This is a genomic window from Bradyrhizobium sp. B039 (genome assembly GCF_038965675.1).
Classification (GTDB): domain Bacteria; phylum Pseudomonadota; class Alphaproteobacteria; order Rhizobiales; family Xanthobacteraceae; genus Bradyrhizobium; species Bradyrhizobium diazoefficiens.
Genome location: NZ_CP152416.1, coordinates 5,723,584 through 5,742,607, shown reverse-complemented (window position 1 = coordinate 5,742,607; position 19,024 = coordinate 5,723,584). Strand labels below are relative to the sequence as shown.

The 19,024-nt window shown below is 64.7% G+C and carries 17 protein-coding genes, 2 tRNA genes and 1 pseudogene; 9 read left to right on the top strand and 11 right to left on the bottom strand.

Translation table 11 applies throughout. The features are described 5' to 3' along the window. Positions 1 to 70: 70 nt before the first annotated feature. The 3 genes from AAFG50_RS27225 to AAFG50_RS27215 form a co-directional block, all read right to left on the bottom strand. Positions 71 to 1,420: a caspase family protein gene (locus tag AAFG50_RS27225; protein ID WP_028175441.1), complete on the bottom strand. Its 1,350-nt coding sequence runs from the start codon at positions 1,418 to 1,420 to the stop codon at positions 71 to 73. 110 nt (positions 1,421 to 1,530) lie between these two features. Then, positions 1,531 to 2,169 (bottom strand): glutathione binding-like protein, encoded by a 639-nt coding sequence (locus tag AAFG50_RS27220; RefSeq protein ID WP_028175440.1) that lies wholly within the window; start codon positions 2,167 to 2,169, stop codon positions 1,531 to 1,533. Positions 2,170 to 2,181: 12 nt separating this feature from the next. Then, a complete protein-coding gene (locus AAFG50_RS27215) occupies positions 2,182 to 2,775 on the bottom strand; it encodes a cysteine hydrolase family protein (RefSeq protein ID WP_028175439.1) in 594 nt (197 codons plus the stop codon). A 128-nt stretch (positions 2,776 to 2,903) separates the two neighbouring features. Here AAFG50_RS27215 and AAFG50_RS27210 point away from each other — a divergent pair, with 128 nt between their 5' ends. The 6 genes and pseudogenes from AAFG50_RS27210 to AAFG50_RS27185 all read left to right on the top strand — a co-directional run. Then, entirely contained in the window at positions 2,904 to 3,737 is an 834-nt protein-coding gene (locus AAFG50_RS27210; protein ID WP_028175438.1) for a LysR family transcriptional regulator, read from the top strand. Positions 3,738 to 3,930: 193 nt separating this feature from the next. Next, positions 3,931 to 4,000: transfer RNA gene (locus AAFG50_RS27205), tRNA-Phe, on the top strand. Positions 4,001 to 4,004: 4 nt separating this feature from the next. Further along, positions 4,005 to 4,070: transfer RNA gene (locus AAFG50_RS27200), tRNA-Asn, on the top strand. A 335-nt stretch (positions 4,071 to 4,405) separates the two neighbouring features. Beyond that, positions 4,406 to 5,557: a slipin family protein gene (locus AAFG50_RS27195; RefSeq protein ID WP_028175437.1), complete on the top strand. Its 1,152-nt coding sequence runs from the start codon at positions 4,406 to 4,408 to the stop codon at positions 5,555 to 5,557. 163 nt (positions 5,558 to 5,720) lie between these two features. Then, the gene (gene lepB, locus AAFG50_RS27190; RefSeq protein WP_028175436.1) at positions 5,721 to 6,467 is read left to right on the top strand and encodes a signal peptidase I; all 747 of its coding nucleotides are present in this window, start codon (positions 5,721 to 5,723) and stop codon (positions 6,465 to 6,467) included. A 63-nt stretch (positions 6,468 to 6,530) separates the two neighbouring features. Beyond that, positions 6,531 to 6,816 (top strand): annotated as a pseudogene (locus tag AAFG50_RS27185) (GIY-YIG nuclease family protein); the annotation flags it as partial. A 182-nt stretch (positions 6,817 to 6,998) separates the two neighbouring features. Here AAFG50_RS27185 and groL read toward each other — a convergent pair. Both groL and AAFG50_RS27175 read right to left on the bottom strand, forming a co-directional pair. After that, positions 6,999 to 8,639, bottom strand: a complete 1,641-nt coding sequence (gene groL / locus AAFG50_RS27180; protein WP_011088372.1) for a chaperonin GroEL — start codon at positions 8,637 to 8,639, stop codon at positions 6,999 to 7,001. 42 nt (positions 8,640 to 8,681) lie between these two features. Continuing rightward, on the bottom strand, positions 8,682 to 8,996 hold the full coding sequence (locus AAFG50_RS27175) for a co-chaperone GroES (RefSeq protein ID WP_011088371.1): 315 nt from the start codon (positions 8,994 to 8,996) through the stop codon (positions 8,682 to 8,684). Between the two features lie 379 nt (positions 8,997 to 9,375). On the opposite strand from AAFG50_RS27175, the gene AAFG50_RS27170 reads away from it, so the two are divergent. Further along, positions 9,376 to 9,663 carry an usg protein gene (locus AAFG50_RS27170; protein WP_011088370.1) on the top strand — a complete coding sequence of 96 codons (288 nt, stop codon included), beginning with the start codon at positions 9,376 to 9,378 and terminating at the stop codon, positions 9,661 to 9,663. 8 nt (positions 9,664 to 9,671) lie between these two features. On the opposite strand, the gene AAFG50_RS27165 is transcribed toward AAFG50_RS27170, so the two are convergent. Then, the gene (locus tag AAFG50_RS27165) at positions 9,672 to 11,798 is read right to left on the bottom strand and encodes a tetratricopeptide repeat protein (RefSeq protein ID WP_028175434.1); all 2,127 of its coding nucleotides are present in this window, start codon (positions 11,796 to 11,798) and stop codon (positions 9,672 to 9,674) included. Between the two features lie 217 nt (positions 11,799 to 12,015). Here AAFG50_RS27165 and AAFG50_RS27160 point away from each other — a divergent pair, with 217 nt between their 5' ends. Beyond that, entirely contained in the window at positions 12,016 to 12,543 is a 528-nt protein-coding gene (locus AAFG50_RS27160) for a cupin domain-containing protein (RefSeq protein WP_028175433.1), read from the top strand. Positions 12,544 to 12,692: 149 nt separating this feature from the next. Here the strand turns inward: AAFG50_RS27160 and AAFG50_RS27155 are convergent, their stop codons facing one another. After that, positions 12,693 to 13,943, bottom strand: coding sequence for a nucleoside transporter C-terminal domain-containing protein (locus tag AAFG50_RS27155; RefSeq protein ID WP_028175432.1), 1,251 nt, complete (start codon positions 13,941 to 13,943; stop codon positions 12,693 to 12,695). Positions 13,944 to 14,104: 161 nt separating this feature from the next. On the opposite strand from AAFG50_RS27155, the gene AAFG50_RS27150 reads away from it, so the two are divergent. Then, on the top strand, positions 14,105 to 15,343 hold the full coding sequence (locus AAFG50_RS27150) for an MFS transporter (RefSeq protein WP_039185291.1): 1,239 nt from the start codon (positions 14,105 to 14,107) through the stop codon (positions 15,341 to 15,343). Positions 15,344 to 15,637: 294 nt separating this feature from the next. Here AAFG50_RS27150 and AAFG50_RS27145 read toward each other — a convergent pair whose 3' ends face one another. From AAFG50_RS27145 to AAFG50_RS27130, 4 genes are all read right to left on the bottom strand, one after another. Next, a complete protein-coding gene (locus AAFG50_RS27145) occupies positions 15,638 to 16,396 on the bottom strand; it encodes an SDR family oxidoreductase (RefSeq protein WP_028175430.1) in 759 nt (252 codons plus the stop codon). Between the two features lie 25 nt (positions 16,397 to 16,421). Then, positions 16,422 to 17,180, bottom strand: coding sequence for a proteasome-type protease (locus AAFG50_RS27140; RefSeq protein ID WP_011088363.1), 759 nt, complete (start codon positions 17,178 to 17,180; stop codon positions 16,422 to 16,424). Positions 17,181 to 17,286: 106 nt separating this feature from the next. Further along, positions 17,287 to 17,694 (bottom strand): carboxymuconolactone decarboxylase family protein, encoded by a 408-nt coding sequence (locus tag AAFG50_RS27135; protein WP_028175429.1) that lies wholly within the window; start codon positions 17,692 to 17,694, stop codon positions 17,287 to 17,289. Positions 17,695 to 17,748: 54 nt separating this feature from the next. Further along, the gene (locus tag AAFG50_RS27130) at positions 17,749 to 18,948 is read right to left on the bottom strand and encodes a flavin-dependent monooxygenase (RefSeq protein WP_028175428.1); all 1,200 of its coding nucleotides are present in this window, start codon (positions 18,946 to 18,948) and stop codon (positions 17,749 to 17,751) included. Between the last annotated feature and the right edge of the window lie 76 nt (positions 18,949 to 19,024).

Genomic DNA, 19,024 nt, shown 5'->3' with positions numbered 1-19,024 from the left:
GTCGTGAGGTGTCAGTCCGCTGCGGGATCGAGGCCGATCGCCTTCGCCTGCACTGCGCGATATCGCACGATCAGCGTTTGACGAAAACCAGGTTGCAGGCACGCGCCTCGTTGCGCTTGCCGCTGCCGCGGGTGCGTTCGAACTGCGCATCGACCGTAAAGGCGTAGGGCGAGCCGGGCGGCAGGTTATTGAGGGTGTAAGTGCTTGCCCCTGTCGTGCCGCGCGCGCTCAAGGTCGTCTTGCCGTCCGGCGGGATCTGGCCATCGATCTCCAGCCGGTTGACGCCGTTCAGGCTCTGCGCCTCGGCGTGGAATACGCCGTTCGCAACGGTGGCGGACAGAGGCCTGGTGAAGCCCTGCGCCTTGCCGGTCGCCTGGCAATTCAACGTCACGTCCCAGTTGCCGTCGAAGTCCTTGCTGCCGCCGGTTCGGGCGTTGCCGGCCGCCGGCGCAAGCGCCGTCTTCTGTTTCAGGCCTTCGATTCGCGCCTTGGCGAGGGTTGCGAAGATGCAATTCGGGAATCGGGCGAGATGGTCTTCGTAGGCACCCAGCGTACCGATGCCATCCGCAGCCTTCCAATGGGCCTCCGCGGCTGCGCAGGGATCAGGCCGCGGCGCGGCTTGCGGGGCCGCTGGCGCGACCGTGACCGCCACCGGCCCGTTCAGGTAGAACTTGCCGATGATCGAGAGCGACAGCTCCGGCAGCTGGGTCTTGCCGCTGGCGTCATAGACGTCGCTGCTGATGTCGCGAAAGACGTCGCCGATCTCCTGCGGCTCCTCGATGTGCTTCAGGAACGCCGTCGTGTAGGGGCTGTTGCGACCGGTGCCATCGGCGGCGACCTGCCCCGATTGCGTCGAGAACGACACGATCGTCCCGCGCGGCGCTTCGACCTTCGACAATCCGCGTCCGAGCGAGGCGGCGCGAGTCGCGGAGCGCTTGAGGTTTTCCGCCAGCGGATTGTCGCGGCAGGAATCGAGCACCAGGATACGCAGGTTCTTGGCCTGTTGCAGGTCGTTCACGATGTCGTCGACGCGCACGAAGCGCTTCAGGTCGGCTTCGTCGGTCAGCACGGCATCGACCGGCATCAGATAGTTCACGCCGTTGTACTGCATCGCATGGCCGCTGTAGTAGAACATGGCGACGTCGGCCCGGCTCGCCGCGCGCGCGAAGCGGATGGTCAGGTCCTGCATGTCGGCCTGGCGCAGGTCGATACCCTCCAGCACCTCGAAACCGCTGCGCCTGAGCGAGCTTGCTACGTCTTCGGCATCGTGCGGCGGGTTGGGAAGCTGCGCCGTCGAGGCATAGGCGCCGTTGCCGATCACCAGCGCCACCCTAGTCTCCGCCGATGCGGGACCCAGGCACAGCCAGCAGGCGAGGAGGGCCAGGAAAAATCGAGGCAAAATTCCAGAAGGAGCACGCATGAATGCCTTCCAGGGAAATATCGAAAAATATCTCTCCAGATTAGCGCATGTCGCGCCGGCATCAATGGCCTCGCTATGGAACCGTCAATTTTGCCGGCCGTGACATCCTGTCACGCCGGGTTCGCCGCCACGGTCTTGCGCAGCGCCATCTCGGTTGCGATCGCCTCCCTCACGGCGGGCCGCGCCTGCATGCGTTCGAGATAGGCCGACAGGGATGGCCATTGCGCGATGTCGACCCCCGCGGGACGCAGCAGCAGCAAGGCCCAGGTGAGGTGGGCATCCGCGACGGTGAAGCTGTGGCCGACGAGGAATTTGCGGTCCGCAAGGTGCGCGGCAGGTACCGACAATGTCTGCGCGATGCGTGCACGCGGCTTGGCGAGCGAGCCGTCGTCCTTGTACCAGAAGGTCGGAAACAGGAACGCCTTGTGGATCTCGGCGCCGATGAAGCTCAGCCATTCCTGGAGGCGATAGCGATCGGGATCGGCGAACCGCGGCGCGAGCCCCGTCTCCGGCTTCAGATCGGCGATGTATTGCAGCACCGCCGCGCTCTCGGTCAGCCGTTCGCCGTTCTCCAGAACCAGGACCGGCACCGCGCCCTTCGGCGAGGCGCCGTGGAAGTCGCTGTCGTCGTCCACGACCTTCTTCGTCAAGAGATGCACCTGATGATAGCGCGCATCGAGGCCGGCTTCCATCAGCGCGATGCGGCTCGCGAGCGAGCAGGCCATCGGCGAGAAATAGAGTTGCAGCATCGCGTTGCTCCGTTATTTCAGCGCATCGCCGCGCGCGATGATCGCGAAGCGGTCGGATAGCTCGGCGAGTGCAACCTCGTGGATGGTCCGGGCGTCCAGCGTGCCGCCGCGGCCGTCGGGCAGGTCGCGCGTGGCGCAGGCGTCGGCGTCGATGGTCGTACGAAAGCCGAGGTCGAGCGCGGCGCGCGCCGTGGAGCTGACGCACATATGCGTCATGAAGCCGGCCAGCACGATGTTCTTCCTGTCGGTTGCGGCAAGGCGCGCCTGCAAATCCGTGCCGGCAAACGCATTCGGCAACTCCTTCTCGATCACCAGTTCGCCGGCACGGGGGCTCAGCTCGGCGACGATGGCGCCGCGCTCGGTGCCGCGATCGAACAGGCTGCCGGCCTTGCCGCGATGGGCAATATGGATGATCGCGGCTCCGCTCTCGCGTGCCCGCGCCAGGAGCGCAGCCGCCCGCGCGATCGCAGCGCGGGCGTCGGGCAACGCGAGAGGGCCTGCGAGATATTCGTTCTGGATATCGATCAGCACCAGCGCGGCGTCGCCAAGGCGCGGCGGGTTGAGATCGGCACCGGCGAGCTGCAGCAGGGTCTTTGCGGTCGTCATGGTCTTGGAAATCTCCGGGGCAAAAGGCTCTGCGAACATAGCCCCGGGAGTGCCTGCCGATATGCAGGGATATTGCAGCGGGTGGCTGCAATATTGCAGGCTGCGCCCGGCCGGTATAACCTCAAACAATGAACTGGGACGATCTGCGCATCATCGCTGCCGTCAGGGACGAAGGCACCTACGCGGGCGCCAGCGCGCGGCTGCGCATCGACGAGACGACGGTCGGGCGCAGGCTGTCGCGCATCGAGCGTGCGCTCGGTTTGCGCCTGTTCGAGGCCGCCGACGGCGTCCGCAGGCCGACGCGGAGTTGCGAGGCGGTGCTGGCGCATGTCGAGGCGATGGCCGCACATGCCGCCGAGATCGGCCGCGTCGGCGAGAGCCTGGCAGGTCCGGTGGGACGCCTGCGCATCGCCTCCACCAACACGGTCGCCGAGGAGGTGCTGTCGCCGCGCGCGAGCGACTTCCTGCGCGCCAATCCCGGCCTGACGCTGCAATTCCTTACCTCGAGCGAGAACGTCAAGTTCTCGCGCTGGGAGGCCGATCTCGCCATCCGGCTGCGCAAACCCGACAAGGGTGACTTCGCGATCTCCAGGCTCGGCGACGTCAAGCTCTATTATTTCGAGCCTGTTACGACCGAGGGCGAGCCGATGCTGTGCGCCTATCCGGACGAGCTCGGTGCCATTCCCGAGATGCAATTCCTGCGAATGAAGCAAGCCCGCGCGCGCTGCGTCACCGACAACGTTCGCGTCATCCGTAACCTGATCCGCGCGCATCAGGCCGCCGGCGTGTTGCCGGAGCATGTTTGCACGGACCTGCTCGGCGATCGCCGCCTGCGCGCCACGCTGCTGCCGAAGCGGCGCGACGTCTGGCTGCTCGTGCAAAACCACCTCAAGCGCGACGCCGCAACGCGCGTGACGATCGACTGGGTGAGGGCGTGTTTCCAGGAGATGTCGCGCAGTTGACGTCACGTCGCGGTGTGACGATCGCGTCACAACGCAAGACGCGCGACGAAAAATCTCAGCTTTCCCCCTTGCAACCCGAACCTGCCTCGTCTATTAGCCCGCTCCTTCGCTAGGCCATGGGTTCGGGCTCTCTGAGATCCCGACTGGCGCGGGCCGGTTTCCGGTTTCGTGTTCCGCCGAATGAAGGAGAAACGCAGGACGTAGCTCATGGAGAGCGTCGGGCTGAACGCCCGAAGGCATCGGTTCGATTCCGGTCTCTTGCACAAGGGATAGCTCAGTTGGTTAGAGCAGATGACTGTTAATCATCTTGTCGCGGGTTCGATTCCCGCTCCATCGCTCCGGGTCAGCCTGAAAAACTGACACCTCTGACGAGGACCGGACGCGCGCTTCAGTCGCAGTCCGGCCGTTTTGCCGAAAGGCTTTCCGTCCGAACCTAGACACTGTGAGACCGGCTTTGCGCCGCGGGTAGATACCGCTTGCGCCTATGCCGGGTGGCTCCGCATGACCGCTCGACACGCGTCGAGCGATCGCGCGCGTGCGCCCGTCGTCACGCAAGCTCAAGCCCAGGCCCGCCGATTTCCCGGGAAGCGTCGTCCGCGTCCTCACGTCCTTTGCAGACGAAGCCTGTTGTCCGGCATCCGGCCGGGCGCAAATGAAGGAGGCGTGCCATGACTTGGCACTTGCTGATGCTGAACGTGACGGTGAAGGATGGCGAGCGTGCGTTGCTGACGCGCAACGGGCAGCTCGTGCGCGTGCTCGCGCCCGGCAAGCACCGGCTGTTCGATCCCCTGCACGAGCTGAAGGCCGAGGTGCTCGACGTGGTTCGCAGCGAATTCTCTGCGGATCGCTACGCGGTGCTGAAGGCCGCGCGGCCTGATCTCGCCGCCGAGCTGTTCGAGGCGGTCGAGACCAAGGCGGACGAGATCGCCATCGTCAGCCTCGACGGCCGGCCCGTGCATCTGATGACGCCCTGGCAGGTGCGCGTCTACTGGAAGGTCGCGACCCGCATCGATGTCGAGCGCATCGATGTGTCCGCCGATCCCAAGGTCAGCGCGCGGCACCTGACCATGATCGAGCGCAACCGCTCGACCGTCGTGATGGAAGCGGTGGTCGAGAACCACGAGGCGGGCCTGCTCTACGTCGAGGGCCGGCTCGTGGAGCGGCTTGCGCCCGGCCGGCACGCCTTCTGGACCGTCGGCCGCAAGATCGAGGTGAAGCGCCTCGACCTGCGGCCCCATGCGGTCGAGATCACCGCGCAGGAGATGCTGACCAAGGATCGCATCGCGCTGCGGGTGACGCTGACGGCGTTCCGCCGGATCGTCGATCCCGAGCGGACGGTTGCGACCGTTCCCGACGTGGATGCGTGGCTGTACCGCCTGGTGCAGTTCGCGATCCGCGAGGCGGTCGCGGGCCGGACGCTGGACGAGGTGCTGTCTGCGAAGGCGGCGCTGGATGCGGAGCTGCGCGACTATGTGCGTGCACGCATCGCGGAGTCTGGCGTCGAGGTGACCGAGCTCGGCGTCAAGGACGTGATCCTGCCCGGCGAGATCCGGGAGCTGGTGAACAAGGTGGTGGAGGCGGAGCGGGTCGCGAAGGCGAACCTGATCCGCCGGCAGGAGGAGACCGCGGCAACGCGTTCGCTCCTGAACACCGCCCGCCTGATGGAGGACAACCCCCTGCTGCTGCGGCTCAAGGAGCTGGAGTCGCTGGAGCGGCTGGTCGAGAAGGTCGGCCGCATCGACCTCCATGCCGGCAACGGCGAGGGCCTCGATGCCCTGCTGACCCGGCTCGTGCGCCTGAAGGCGCCCGAGAACGCGTGAAGCAGAAGGGCCGCCCATGGGCGGCCCTTCACATCTGCGTTGTCCTCTGTCGCGGTGAACGCGCAAGCGGGCCCGTGCGACCAAAATCCTGCGAGGGGATTGCGCGCCCGCAAGGGTTGCGTAATCTCACGATGACGATCACGGTCTTGATCAGGGCAGGCCCATGACCACTCTTGAGCAAACGATCCGCCCCTCGGCGCAATCGCGGGAATGGAAGGCGATCGTCATCCTGATCCTGCTGGTCCCGGTGCTGTGGTCGCCGCCGTTCCTGTTTCGCTTCTTCCTGTACCAGCCGTTCAACATCCCCTCCAATTCGATGGCGCCGACGCTGATGGTCGGCGACTACGTCTTCGCCGCAAAATCGGCCTACGGCTACGACCGGTATTCGTTTCCCTATGCGCCATCCTGGATCTCGGGCCGTTTCTTTGCCGCCGATCCCGGCTACGGCGACGTCGTCGTGTTTCGCACGGCGAAGGACGCCTCGGTGGACTACGTCAAGCGTGTGGTGGCGCTGCCGGGCGACCGGGTCCAGATGCGCGGTGGGCAACTCGTCCTCAACGACAGGCCGGTGACCCGCGTCGCGCTGGCGAGCGTGGCGGGCGGGGCCGTCTGCGGGACCGACGACGGCACGAAGATCAAGCGCTGGCGCGAGACGCTGCCGAACGGCGCGAGCTATGTGACCTACGATTGCGTCGACAATGGCTACCTCGACAACACCAGCGTCTACACGGTGCCGCCGGGCCATTTCTTCGCGCTCGGCGATAACAGAGACAACTCCACCGACAGCCGCATGATATCGGCGATGGGCTTCGTCCCGATGGACCATCTCGTCGGCAAGGTGACGCGGATATTCTGGTCGCTCGACGCCGACGGCCGCTTGCGAGGCGAGCGGATGGGGAAGGTGTGGTAGCTTTGGTCATTCCGGGGCGGCGCAAAGCGCCGAGCCCGGAATCCATAACCCCAGGCGGATGGAATGGCCTACTACGTCTACATCCTCGCGAGCAGGAGCACGGCACGCTCTACATTGGCGTGACCAATGATCTCGTGCGCCGTGTCTACGAGCACAAGGAGCAAAGCCGTCCCCGGCGTCACGACGAAGTATGGCATCGACAAGCTCGTTTTGTTCGAGATCTACGACGACCCCGCGAGCGCCATCGCACGCGAGAAGGAGCTCAAGAAGTGGGCGTCGGGATTGGAAGACGCGCTTGATCGAGGAGCAGAACCCGAATTGGGATGATCTCTATCCTGGGATAGCCAACTCAGGTTCGTGGTTATGGATTCCGGGCTCGCGCTTCGCGCGCCCCGGAATGACGAGGTGGGGAGAGTTGCGCCACAAACAAAAACCCCGGCATCGCTGCCGGGGCTTCGTATTTGTAGAGCGAGATCCCGGATCTGTGGTGCACCGCTTTGCGCTGCACCGCGTCAGGGACGACTTCGTCGCTTAGAAGTCCATGCCGCCCATGCCGCCGCCCGGAGGCATCGCGGGGCCGGCGCCGCCCTTCTTGGGCAGCTCGGCGACCATCGCTTCCGTGGTGATCAGCAGGGCCGCAACCGAGGCTGCGTTCTGGATCGCGGTGCGGACCACCTTGGTCGGGTCGATGATGCCCTTGGTGACCAGGTTGACGTACTCGCCGGTCTGGGAGTCGAAGCCGTAAGCGTACGTCTTGTTCTCCAGGATCTTGCCGACGATCACCGAGCCGTCTTCACCGGCGTTGATCGCGATCTGGCGAGCGGGAGCCGACAGCGCCTTGCGCACGATCTCGACGCCGGTCTTCTGGTCGTCGTTCTTGGTGCGCAAGCCCTTGAGCTGCTCGGAAGCACGGAGCAGAGCGACGCCGCCGCCCGGGACGATGCCTTCTTCCACAGCCGCGCGGGTCGCGTGCATCGCGTCATCAACGCGATCCTTGCGCTCCTTCACCTCGACCTCGGTCGCGCCGCCGACGCGGATCACCGCGACGCCGCCAGCGAGCTTGGCGAGACGCTCCTGGAGCTTCTCACGGTCGTAATCCGAGGTGGTTTCCTCGATCTGCGCCTTGATCTGGGACACGCGCGCCTCGATGTCGGCCTTCTTGCCGGCGCCGTTGACGATCGTGGTGTTCTCCTTGTCGATCATCACCTTCTTGGCGCGACCGAGCATGTTGAGCGTGACGTTCTCGAGCTTGATGCCGAGATCTTCCGAGATCGCCTGGCCGCCGGTCAGGATCGCGATGTCCTGCAGCATGGCCTTGCGGCGATCGCCGAAGCCCGGAGCCTTGACGGCCGCGACCTTCAGACCACCGCGCAGACGGTTCACGACCAGGGTCGCGAGGGCTTCACCCTCGACGTCCTCGGCGACGATGACCAGCGGCTTGCCGGTCTGCACCACGGCCTCGAGCAGCGGCAGCAGCTCGTTCAGCGAGGAGAGCTTCTTCTCGTTGATGAGGATGTAGGCGTCGTCCATCTCAACGCGCATCTTGTCGGCGTTGGTGACGAAGTAGGGCGAGATGTAGCCGCGGTCGAACTGCATACCCTCGACGACGTCGAGCTCGGTCTCGAGCGACTTGGCTTCCTCGACGGTGATGACACCCTCGTTGCCGACCTTCTTCATGGCGTCGGCCAGGAACTTGCCGATCTCCGCGTCGCCGTTGGCCGAGATGGTGCCGACCTGGGCGATCTCGTCGTTCGAGGTGACCTTCTTGGAGTTTTTGACGAGGTCCGCAACGACGGCTTCGACCGCGAGGTCGATACCGCGCTTGAGGTCCATCGGGTTCATGCCGGCGGCAACCGACTTGGCGCCTTCGCGCACGATCGCCTGGGCGAGCACGGTCGCGGTGGTGGTGCCGTCGCCGGCCGCATCAGCGGACTTGGAGGCGACTTCGCGCACCATCTGCGCGCCCATGTTCTCGAACTTGTCCTCGAGCTCGATCTCCTTGGCGACGGTGACGCCGTCCTTGGTGATGCGGGGAGCGCCGAACGACTTGTCGAGCACGACGTTGCGGCCCTTCGGACCGAGCGTGACCTTCACCGCGTTGGCGAGAATGTCGACGCCGCGCAGCATCTTGTCGCGCGCATCAACCGAGAATTTGACTTCTTTAGCTGCCATCTGGATTTTTCCTTGAGGTTGGCTGGGGGCGAGAGGGGGCTCTTAGGCCGCCTTCTTCTTGGAAGCGGGGACGTCGAGGACGCCCATGATGTCGCTTTCCTTCATGATCAAGAGATCGACGCTGTCGATCTTGACCTCGGTGCCGGACCACTTGCCGAACAGCACGCGGTCGCCGACCTTCAGGTCGATCGGGATCAGCTTGCCGGCTTCGTCGCGGCCACCGGGGCCGACGGCGACGACTTCGCCCTGGGAGGGCTTTTCCTTGGCAGTGTCGGGAATGATGATGCCGCCAGCGGTCTTCTCTTCTGCGTCGATGCGCTTGACCACGACGCGGTCGTGAAGCGGACGGAATTTCATGCAGTCCTCCTAAGCAATTGCTCGGGTTGATGATTTCAGATTGTTAGCAGTCTGTGCCCGCGAGTGCTAGCACGGGTGAGGCTGAAATAGGACAGGAATTTTGCGGGGGCAAGGGCTTCTAGCAGAAAAATAAGCACTCGGAAGGCCCGGCTGCCAGAATCTCTTTCCCATCGTTAACCGTCCGCCGGACCGTATTAGCACGGAGCCGTCTCTGCTGCTAACGCATTGAATTTCAACAGCTTGTTAAACTTTTGGGCTTGAGATGGGTTGTCAGTTTGCGTCACATTTCTCTCATGTGAGCGCATCTCCACCGGGTGGCTCGTAAGCAGCGTACCGGATCAAGCCACCCCCTGAATGCGCTCCTGCAAAGGAGGTTGGCATGGTCTCGCGGGTTGGGGTTGTTTCCGACGACTTCCGGAAACAGGTGCTGGGTTACGGGCTGACGACGGCTGAAATTCTCTATCGGATGCCGGATCATCCTTCGCTGCTTCAGACCTATGTCTGGCAGAACTACGATCTCTTCCCGAAATTCCCGGCGCTGACCGATTTCCTGGCGTTCTGGCAGCAAAAGCTCGACGGTCCCCTCTATTCGGTCACCGTCGCGCATTCCAAGCTGATCAAGCCGGCCGAGCTACGTGCGGTGGACGGCGTGTTCAGGCTGCATTGACGCAGCGATCAGGCGTCGCTGCTGCAATAGCGCTTCCACATCGCGCGATAGGCCTCGTCCGCCGCTTGCGCGTAGGCGACCGGGTTGCAGGCGGGCGCAGCCCTGACCTGTCCGGGCAACTCGCGGCGCAATTTGTCGAGGTCGTCGATCTCAGTCGCGCGGCTCACCGCGATGTCGACATATGCCTCCTCGCTGTCCGTAACCCAGTCCGGCAGGCCAAGCGCGGTGAGGATGGAGCCGGCGGCACGGCTGGGCAGACTGTTCCCGAGCTTCGCCACCACGGGCACGCCCATCTGCAAGGCTTCCAACGTGCTGACGCCGCCATTCTGCGGGAACGGGTCGAGGGCAATATCGACGCGATTGAACGATGCCAGATGATCGACTCGCAAGGTGGTTCCGAGCAGATCGACGCGTTCGGCCGGCACTCCGCAAGTTGCAAGCCTCGCCAGCAGATTGTCGCGGACCAGTTGATCGTCCAGCGCAACATCCTTGATCAGCAGTCGTGACCCCGGCACCCGCTCGAGAATCCGGGACCAGGCCTGCGCGGCCTGGTCCGAAATCTTGCTGATGCGGTTGAAGACACCGAATGTGACGAAGCCGTTCGAGATCGCCGGCGTTGAGGCCCGCGCAAGCTCGATCGGCAGCGGCTCCAGCGTCACAAAGCACGGCAGGTCGACAACGGTTTCCGCAAACAGATGCCGGACCGCGGCAGGAATCGCGACCGGGTCGGAGAACAGATAATCGATCGTCGGCAGCCCGGTGCCGGTGCCGTGACCCCAGCCATGGGCCTGGATCGGCGCCGGCTTGCGCGCAAACACGCCGAGGCGGTTTCCTTTGGTGTGGCCGGATAGATCGATCAGGATATCGACGCCATCGGCGCGGATCTCGGCGGCGAGGCGATCGTCGCTCCATTGCGAGGCGTCGCGCCAGCGATCGGCGATCTTTTGAAATTCGTCGGTCGCCGCATCCACTTTCGACGAACAAGAGTAGCACACGATCTCGAATTGTGCCCGGTCACGGTATTGCAGGACCGGCTTGAATATGAACGCGGCCGAATGCGCGTTGAAATCCGACGAGACATAGCCGAGCACCAGGGGGCGATCCGGATCGCGGCTGTTGTCGTGCGGTCTCGCCGCTTCTGAGGCGAACTTCGCGCCGATCCGCTCCCACCAGACTTGCCGCGCTCGCTGATGCTGCTCGACGCTGGCATCCGCCGCGAAATCGAGCGTGAAAATCTTGTTGGAGATCGCGCTCGGGAAGTCAGGCTCGATTTCAAGGGCTCTGTCGTAACTGGCCAGGGCTTCGTCGACCCGCCCAAGTGCGGCAAGACAAATGCCCCGTACCAGGTGAGCTTGAACAGCATCGGGATCGACAGCGATCGCTTTCTCGCTATCGTGCAGCGCTTCGGCCATGTGCTGGACCTGGAGCCAGACACTGGCGCGCCCGAGCCACCCGTTCATATCGTTGGGCTCCACGGCGATTGCCCGATTGCAATCCGCCATGGCTTCGTCAATCCGCAGAAGCTCCTGCAAAGCGAGGGCGCGGTTCGCCAGCGCCGAGGCATAGGCGGGCTTGATCGCTAGCGCACGGTTCAAGCTGGCGATGGCCTCGTCATAATTGCGCAGACGGCAGAGCACCCAACCCCGGCCGTTGTGGGCTTCGGCAAGGTTTCCGTCGATTGCGAGCGCCTTGTCGAAGCACGCGAGCGCTTCCTGAAGATCGAGGGTCACGCTCGCGTTACCGAGATTGGACAGGGCTACGGCGAAGTTGGGGCGCAAGGCGAGGGCCCTTCGATAGCTCTCACAGGCCTCACCGTGACGTCGTAGCCCGTTCAGCGCGACGCCTCGGCTCATGTGAGCATCGGCAGATCGCGGATCCACGGCAACCGCCCGGCTCAGCAGAATTTCGGCCTGCTGATAGTTTTTGGTATCTGACTCCAAGCTGCCGAGCATATGCAGCGCGATGAATTGGTCGGGCGCCAGCTGCAGAACCTGGCGGTAGGCAGCCTGGGCCTGGGCGAGAAGCCCTTGCTTGTGCAACTGGAGGGCCTGCCCGAGCAACGGCAGCACATCGGCTTTCTGCCGCTTCTGAAGCCGGGCATTTTGAAATGCACGCTGACCTACGCTGTTGCTCATGAATCAATCCCCCAGAATCTCCCAGCGAGATTAAATCGGCGAGGGAACGAATACGAGACGACGGCCGTTCGCGACGACAGCTTCGGACAAGCTACGAACGATCCCATTATCGCGCTGCTGATCCAAGCCCTGCAATTGCTGCCTCGTCCAGGACTGGCTAATCTGCCGTCCGGTTGCACCCATCCGGCGGGCGCGGCTGAGATCAGGGAGGCAGACAATGGCCAAGCAAAAGGCATCAAGACCCGCAAGCAAGACCGCGGTGAAGAAGCGGAGCGGCACCAAGGCCGCGGCGCGATCCTCGGCACGCAAGGCGGTCAAGGCGAAGGCGCGCACAGCCTCTCCGAAGAAGCCCGTACGTCCGAAGCAGCGCATCGCGATCAGTCATCACCGCGAGGAAGACTTCAAGGCCGATGGCCTGCGCGCCTACGCGAAGTACCGCGACCTCGGTATCGCCGAAGCAAGCCACGGCCTCGCGCAAGCGCACGTGATCCGGCTGCAGGGCCCCTGCAATCCCGCAGAAGTCTCGAAGCTTCACTTCCACGACGTCGAATTCCAGATGGTCTACGTGCTCAAGGGCTGGGTGAAGACCTACATGGAGGGCGAGGGCGAGACGCTGATGAAGGAAGGCAGCGCCTGGACCCAGCCGCCGAGGATCAAGCACATGATCCTGGATTACTCGGACGACGTGGAACTGCTGGAGGTGATTTTGCCGGCGGAGTTCAAGACGGTGGAGCTGAAGGCGTGAGGCGCTCTCTCTTGGGCTCCGGTCTCTCCGCTCGTCATTCCGGGGCGCCGCATAGCGGCGAACCCGGAATCCATCGGGCGGCAATACGCGCGGTAAAATGGATTCCGGGCTCGCGACTTCGTCGCGCCCCGGAATGACGGTGGAGAGACTTACGCCAACACCCCCACCACCGCTCCCATCAAGCACGTCGTCAGCGTCCCCGACACGATCGACTTCAGCCCGAGCGCGTTGATCTCCTCGCGGCGCTCCGGGGCCATCACCCCCAAGCCGCCGATCATGATGCCGAGGCTGGCGAAGTTGGCGAAGCCGCACATCGCGTAGAGCATGATCAGGCGCGAGCGTGCGTCCAGTGCCTCCGGCGCGAGCTTCGACAGGTCGACATAGGCGATCAGTTCGTTGAGCACGGTTTTCGTGCCCATCAGGCTGCCGGCCGTCACCGCCTGATCCCAGGGCAATCCCATCAGCCAGCACACCGGCGCCATCACAAGCCCCAGCATGCGCTGCAACGAGATCGCCGCGCCGCCGATGTGCGGCAGCAGGCCGAGGATGGCGTTGACGAGGTAGACCAGCGCCACCAGCACCAGCAGCATCGCAATGATATTGATCAGCAGCTCAATCCCCGCGCCGGTGCCCTTCACGATCGCATCCATCGTGCCGGAGACCGCCATCTCGGGATCCTCCAGCGCGCCGCCGGTGCGCTTGTCCGACGTCTCCGGCACCATGATCAGGCTGACAAGGATCGCGGCCGGCGCGCCCAGCACCGAGGCGATGACGAAATGCGCGGCGGCGTCGGGGATGAGCGGAGCAAGGAGCGTCGCATAGAGCACCAGCACCGTGCCGGCGATGCCGGCCATGCCGCCGGTCATCACCAGGAACAATTCGCTGCGTGTCATCTGTGCCAGATACGGCCGCACGAACAGCGGCGCCTCGACCATGCCGAGGAAGATGTTGGCCGCGGTCGACAAGCCCACCGCGCCGCCGACGCCGAGCGTGCGTTCGAGCAGCCAGGCCATGCCGCGCACGATCGGCGGCAGAACCCGCCAATAGAACAGCAGCGTCGTCAGCACGCTCATGACGAGCACGATCGGCAGCGCCTGGAACGCCAGGATGAAGTCGGCGCCCGGTACCTTCAGGTCGAAGGGCAGGGGACCGCCGCCGACATAGCCGAACACGAAGGAGGAGCCGGCGCGCGAGGCCGCCGAGATCGCGCCGACCGCGTCGTTGATGGCGCCGAAGGCATGGGCGACGGCCGGCAGCTTCAGGAGCACGGCCGCGGTGACGAAGGTCATGACAAGGCCGATCGCCGCCTGGCGCAGCGAGACCGCGCGGCGATTCTCTGCCAACGCCCACGCGATCAGCAGCAATGCGAAAATGCCGAGTGCCGATTGCAGCCGCAGCATGATGTCCCCAAACCCTCTGTGATTATGGCCGCGCGTGCGTTGCAAACGCAATGCCGGGACATGCGGGAAACGCCCGGCTGTTGACAAGCCGGCCCGCCTCAGTCACGCGGGGGCATGTCGACGTCAAGGGGGCGAGCGGTCGGAGGGTGACCCAAAAGGCGATGCCAGAGCAGCCAATATCCGAAAATCCGCCGGTCAGCGCCGGCGTGCTCCTCTCCCACCGCGCCTTCCTGTTCTTCCTGCTCTCGCGCAGCCTGTCGCGCTTTTCCAGCCAGATCGCGGCGGTCGCGATCGGCTGGCAGATCTACGACCTCACCGGCTCGGCCTTCGACCTCGGCATGGTCGGCCTCGTGCAGTTCCTGCCCACCGCGCTGCTCGTGTTCGTCGCCGGCCACGCCGCCGACCGCTTCGAGCGCAAGCGCGTGGTTCAGCTCTGCCAGCTCGTGGAGGCCGCGACCGCGCTCTATCTCGCAATCATCACCTATCTCGGCGCAGTCAGCGAAGTGCAGATCTTCATCGCGACCTTCGTGCTCGGCATTGCCGGCGCCTTCGAAAGCCCGACCACCGCGGCGCTGCTGCCGCTGATCGCGCCGCAGGGCTCGCTCCAGCGGGCAACGGCCGTCGCGAGCGGTGCGGGGCAGGTCGCGACCATCACGGGTCCCGCGCTCGGCGGTTTTGCCTACGCGGTCGCGCCGCATCTTGCCTATGCCGTGATGCTGCTGTTCTGGATTCTCGGGATGATCCTGACCGGTTTCATCCGGCCGCGCCCGCAGGCGGTCGCCAAGGAGGGCACGGACGCCGACAACATCTTCGCCGGTGTTCGCTTCATCCGGAGCAATCCGGCGATCCTCGGCACCATCTCGCTCGACCTGTTCGCGGTGCTGTTCGGCGGCGTCACCGCGCTGTTGCCGATCTATGCCCGCGACATCCTCCAGACCGGCCCGGTCGGGCTCGGCGTGTTGCGCGCCGCGCCGGCAGTCGGCGCACTGCTGATGACCATGGTGCTGGCGCGCCACGCCATCTCGCGGCATGTGGGCCTGCGCATGTTCCAGGCCGTGATCGTGTTCGGCATCGCGACCATCGTGTTCGCGCTGTCGTCATGGATGTGGCTGTCGGTGCTGTCGCTCGCGATCCTCGGCGCCGCCGACACGATCAGCGTCGTAATCCGCTTCTCGCTGGTGCAGCTCTCAACGCCCGACGAGATGCGCGGCCGCGTCGGCGCGGTGAATTTCCTCTTCATCAACGCCTCCAACCAGCTCGGTCAGTTCGAGAGTGGAGTGGCAGCCGCGCTGCTCGGCGCCATGCCGGCGGCAGTGTTCGGCGGCGTCTGCACCATTGCGGTGGCGCTGCTCTGGATGAAGCTGTTTCCGACCCTGCGGCGGGTGGAGAGCCTGGAGTAGGGCCCTTCTTCGCCTCTCCCCGCTTGCGGGGAGAGGCCGGAATTCGCGCGTAGCGCGGATTCCGGGTGAGGGGGACTCTCCGCGAGTCCAACTCTCACCGTGATTGCGGAAGCAGCCCCTCACCCCAACCCTCTCCCCGTAAGAACGGGGAGAGGGGGAAGAGAGAGCCGCTGCGCGCGCAATGACGATTGTTGAGATAGCTCGTGGACTTGTGTCGCGTCACCCCGGCGGCCGAGCGGCAGTAGGCGCCTCTTGACGCCTACTGTGCATGGGGTTGTTTTCGCGTTTTTTAGTTCAGCCCCGTCCAACGAACGGCATCTTGGTCGCCATGACCGTCATGGTCAGCACGTTGGCGTCCAGCGGCAGGCCGGCCATGTAGGCGACGGCATCGCCGACCGCTTTCGCGTCCATGCGCGGCTCGTGCTTGGTGGTGCCGTCGGGCTGGAGCACGCCGGGGCCGTTGACCATGCGATCGGTCATCGGGGTCGCCGCATTGCCGATGTCGACCTGGCCGACTGCGATGTCGTACATGCGCCCGTCGAGATTGCTCGCCTTGGTGAGGCCCGTGATGGCGTGCTTGGTCGAGGTGTAGGCCGCCGAGAACGGCCGCGGCGCATGCGCCGAGATCGAGCCGTTGTTGATGATGCGGCCGCCGCGCGGGCTCTGGTCCTTCATGATGCGGAAGGCGTGCTGGGTGCACAGGAACGGGCCGGTGAGGTTGGTGTTCACCACCGCCTGCCACTGCTCGAGGCTGAGATCCTCGAAGTTCACCGCTGGCGCGCCCATGCCGGCATTGTTGAAGAGCACGTCGAGGCGGCCATAGGTCGCCTTCACCTTGTCAAACAGCGCGGCGATCTGGTCCGGCTTGGTCATGTCGGCGGTGACGCAGAGGCTTTTTCCCGCGGGACCGAGCTTCGCCGTTTCCTCGAGCATCTCCATGCGGCGCCCCACGAGCACCACGGTGAAGCCGGTGTTCATCAGCGCCAGCGCGGCCGCGCGGCCGACACCGGTGCCGGCGCCCGTCACCACTGCGATCTTTTTTGCTTCACTCATCGTTTCCTGCCTTTTCTCTAAGCTGTCAGGTTTTGGGTTCTTTTTCGTTCTTGTAGGGCGGGCGCGGAATGTTCTGGTGCGCGGCGCGCAAGGCTGCCGACCAGCGCGAGCGCAGATCGTGGAAATAGGGCTCGCCCGCCTCGATGCGGTGGTTGAGATCGGCATCGCAGGCGTCGGCGCGCACCACCAGCACGTCGATCGGCAGGCCGACGCCGAGGTTGGAGCGCATGGTCGAGTCCATCGAGATCAGGCCGGTCTTCAGCGCCTCGTAGAGCTCGACGTCGTAATGCATGGCACGGTCGAGCACCGGCTTGCCGTATTTGTGCTCGCCGATCTGCAAGTAGGGCGTGTCGGTGGTGCACTCGATGAAGTTGCCGGCGGTGTAGACCATGAACAGCCGCATGCGCGCGCCCTTGATCTGGCCGCCGAACAGGAAGGAGACGTCGAACGAGACGTCCTCGGATTTCAGCGCGGGCCCTTCGGTCGCATGCACCGCCCGGATCGCCCGGCCGATGCGCTGGGCGGCCTGGAACATGGTCGGCGCGTTCATCAGCGTCTCGATCTCGCCCGTATTGGGGTCCTCGAGGCCTTCGGTCAGCGTGGACAGCACCGACTGGCTGATGGCGAGGTTGCCGGCGCTGGCGATCGCCATGATGCGGTCGCCGGGCTTGGAGAAGATGTGCAGCTTGCGGAAGGTCGAGACGTTGTCGAGGCCGGCATTGGTGCGGGTATCGGCGATCATCACCAAACCGTCCCGAACCAGGATTCCGCAACAATAGGTCATTTCCAGTCCCCGAACGCGTTTGCGCGGAATTACTAGCCAATTTCGGGGGCCGCTCCAACCCCAATTCCCGGGATGAGGTCGTCATTCCCGGGCGCGACGGCTGACCTCAGTCGGCGGCGCCGACGAGAAACGCCTCGTCGACGGGAACGCCGAGCGCCGTGACCAGCCGGTTCGTCTCCGCAGCCATGCCGACGATAGCGAGCAGCTCGCCATATTCGGCCTCGGTCATGCCTTTGGCTCGTGCGCCGGCGGTGTGCGAATGGATGCAATAGCTGCAGCCATGCGCCACCGAAACCGCGACATAGAGCATTTCCTTGACCTTGGGATCGAGCGCCCCCGGCGCCATCACCTCCTTGATGCTCTCCCAGGTCCGCCGCAGCGTCTTCGGATCATGCGCCAGCGCGCGCCAAAAATTGTTGACGAAATCCGACTGCCGCACCTTGCGGATGTCGTCGAAAACGGCGCGCGCCTCGCTGGAGAGCTCATCGTCCGAAAGCAGCTTTACGGTCGCCATGGGGGTCCTCGCAGGGTCTGATCTGACCCTGCGAGTGTAGCACGCCCCACGTGGTCAGCCGGCAAGTTCAGTCGAGCGGCGCAAGGCCAGCTTGCCGACATCGACATATTGCCGCTGCTGCGCGTGGGCGTGCTGTGCTGCGACGTGAAGGTCACGCAGGCGCCGCTGCAGCGGCGAGCTGTCGTAGACCGCACTGCTTCCGGCCAGGCTAAAGCAGGCGTCGGCGATGCCGACGCAGGTCGTGGCGAGCCAGGTCGCCGATCGGGTCCCTTCGACGACAAGGTCTTCGTCATTCAACGTTCCGGCCAGCGCGTGACGCCAGTGACTGGCAGCCTGGACCTCGTGAAACGCCTGCGCGGCCCCGAGCTCGGCGGAGATCCGGCCGAGTTCGTACTGGAATATCTCGGACTCCCGCATCGGGACAGCCGCATACAATTGCTGCCTCCCGGTATTGGCCAGCGCGAGCAGTTCATCGACGGTGCTCTCGGCCATGCCTACCACAAATGCGCCGTGCACCAATGGCAGCAATTGCCGCAATGCTCGATAGAGCGGACCCGACTGGCGCGGGGCAGCATCGAGATCGAAGAAATTGGCCTCGGGAACCAGTGTCTTCCGCAGCGTGACGTGATGGCTGCCGGTGCCCTCGAGCCCCGCCACGTGCCAGGTGTCCTCGATCTCCCAGTCGCGAGCCGGCAGCATAACGGCGCGAAGCAGTGGCTTGCCCTGCGGGCCGGGGACCGGTTTGCCATTTTCGGTGACAATGCAGATTCCACCGATCCAGTCCGCATGCATGCAACCGCTGGCGAACGGCCAGCGGCCCTTGACGCGGTAGCCGTCGGCCACGCGCTCTGCCGTTCCACCCGGCTGGGATGAGCCGCAGATCGCCGTATCAGGTCCGTCCTGATAGACGCGCTTGTACAATTCCGGGGGCGACGCGGCGACGAAGAGGCTGCTGACCCCGGCGACAGCCGCGATCCAGCCGATCGAGCCGTCGAGACGGGCCAATGTCTTGATGACCTCCAGTCCCGCCGGAAACTCCAGCTCCAGCCCGCCATGGCTGTGCGGCACGAACATCCGAAAGAGACCGATCGACCTCAGCCGCTCCACCAGGTCGGGCGGGATGCGGCGTGCAGCTTCTATCTCGGCGGCACGTGCCTTGATCTCGGGAGCGAGCTCCCGGATGCCCACCAGCATGTCTTGGTGGGGATCGCGCAGGGGCGCCGAATGGCTTTTGTTTTTTTCGTGAAGCTGCATCTGTTCAACCTCTGTTGCGGAAACGGATCGCGACAGACGTTGAATAGATGGTGCTACGGGGCGGTTTCAGCGCGGC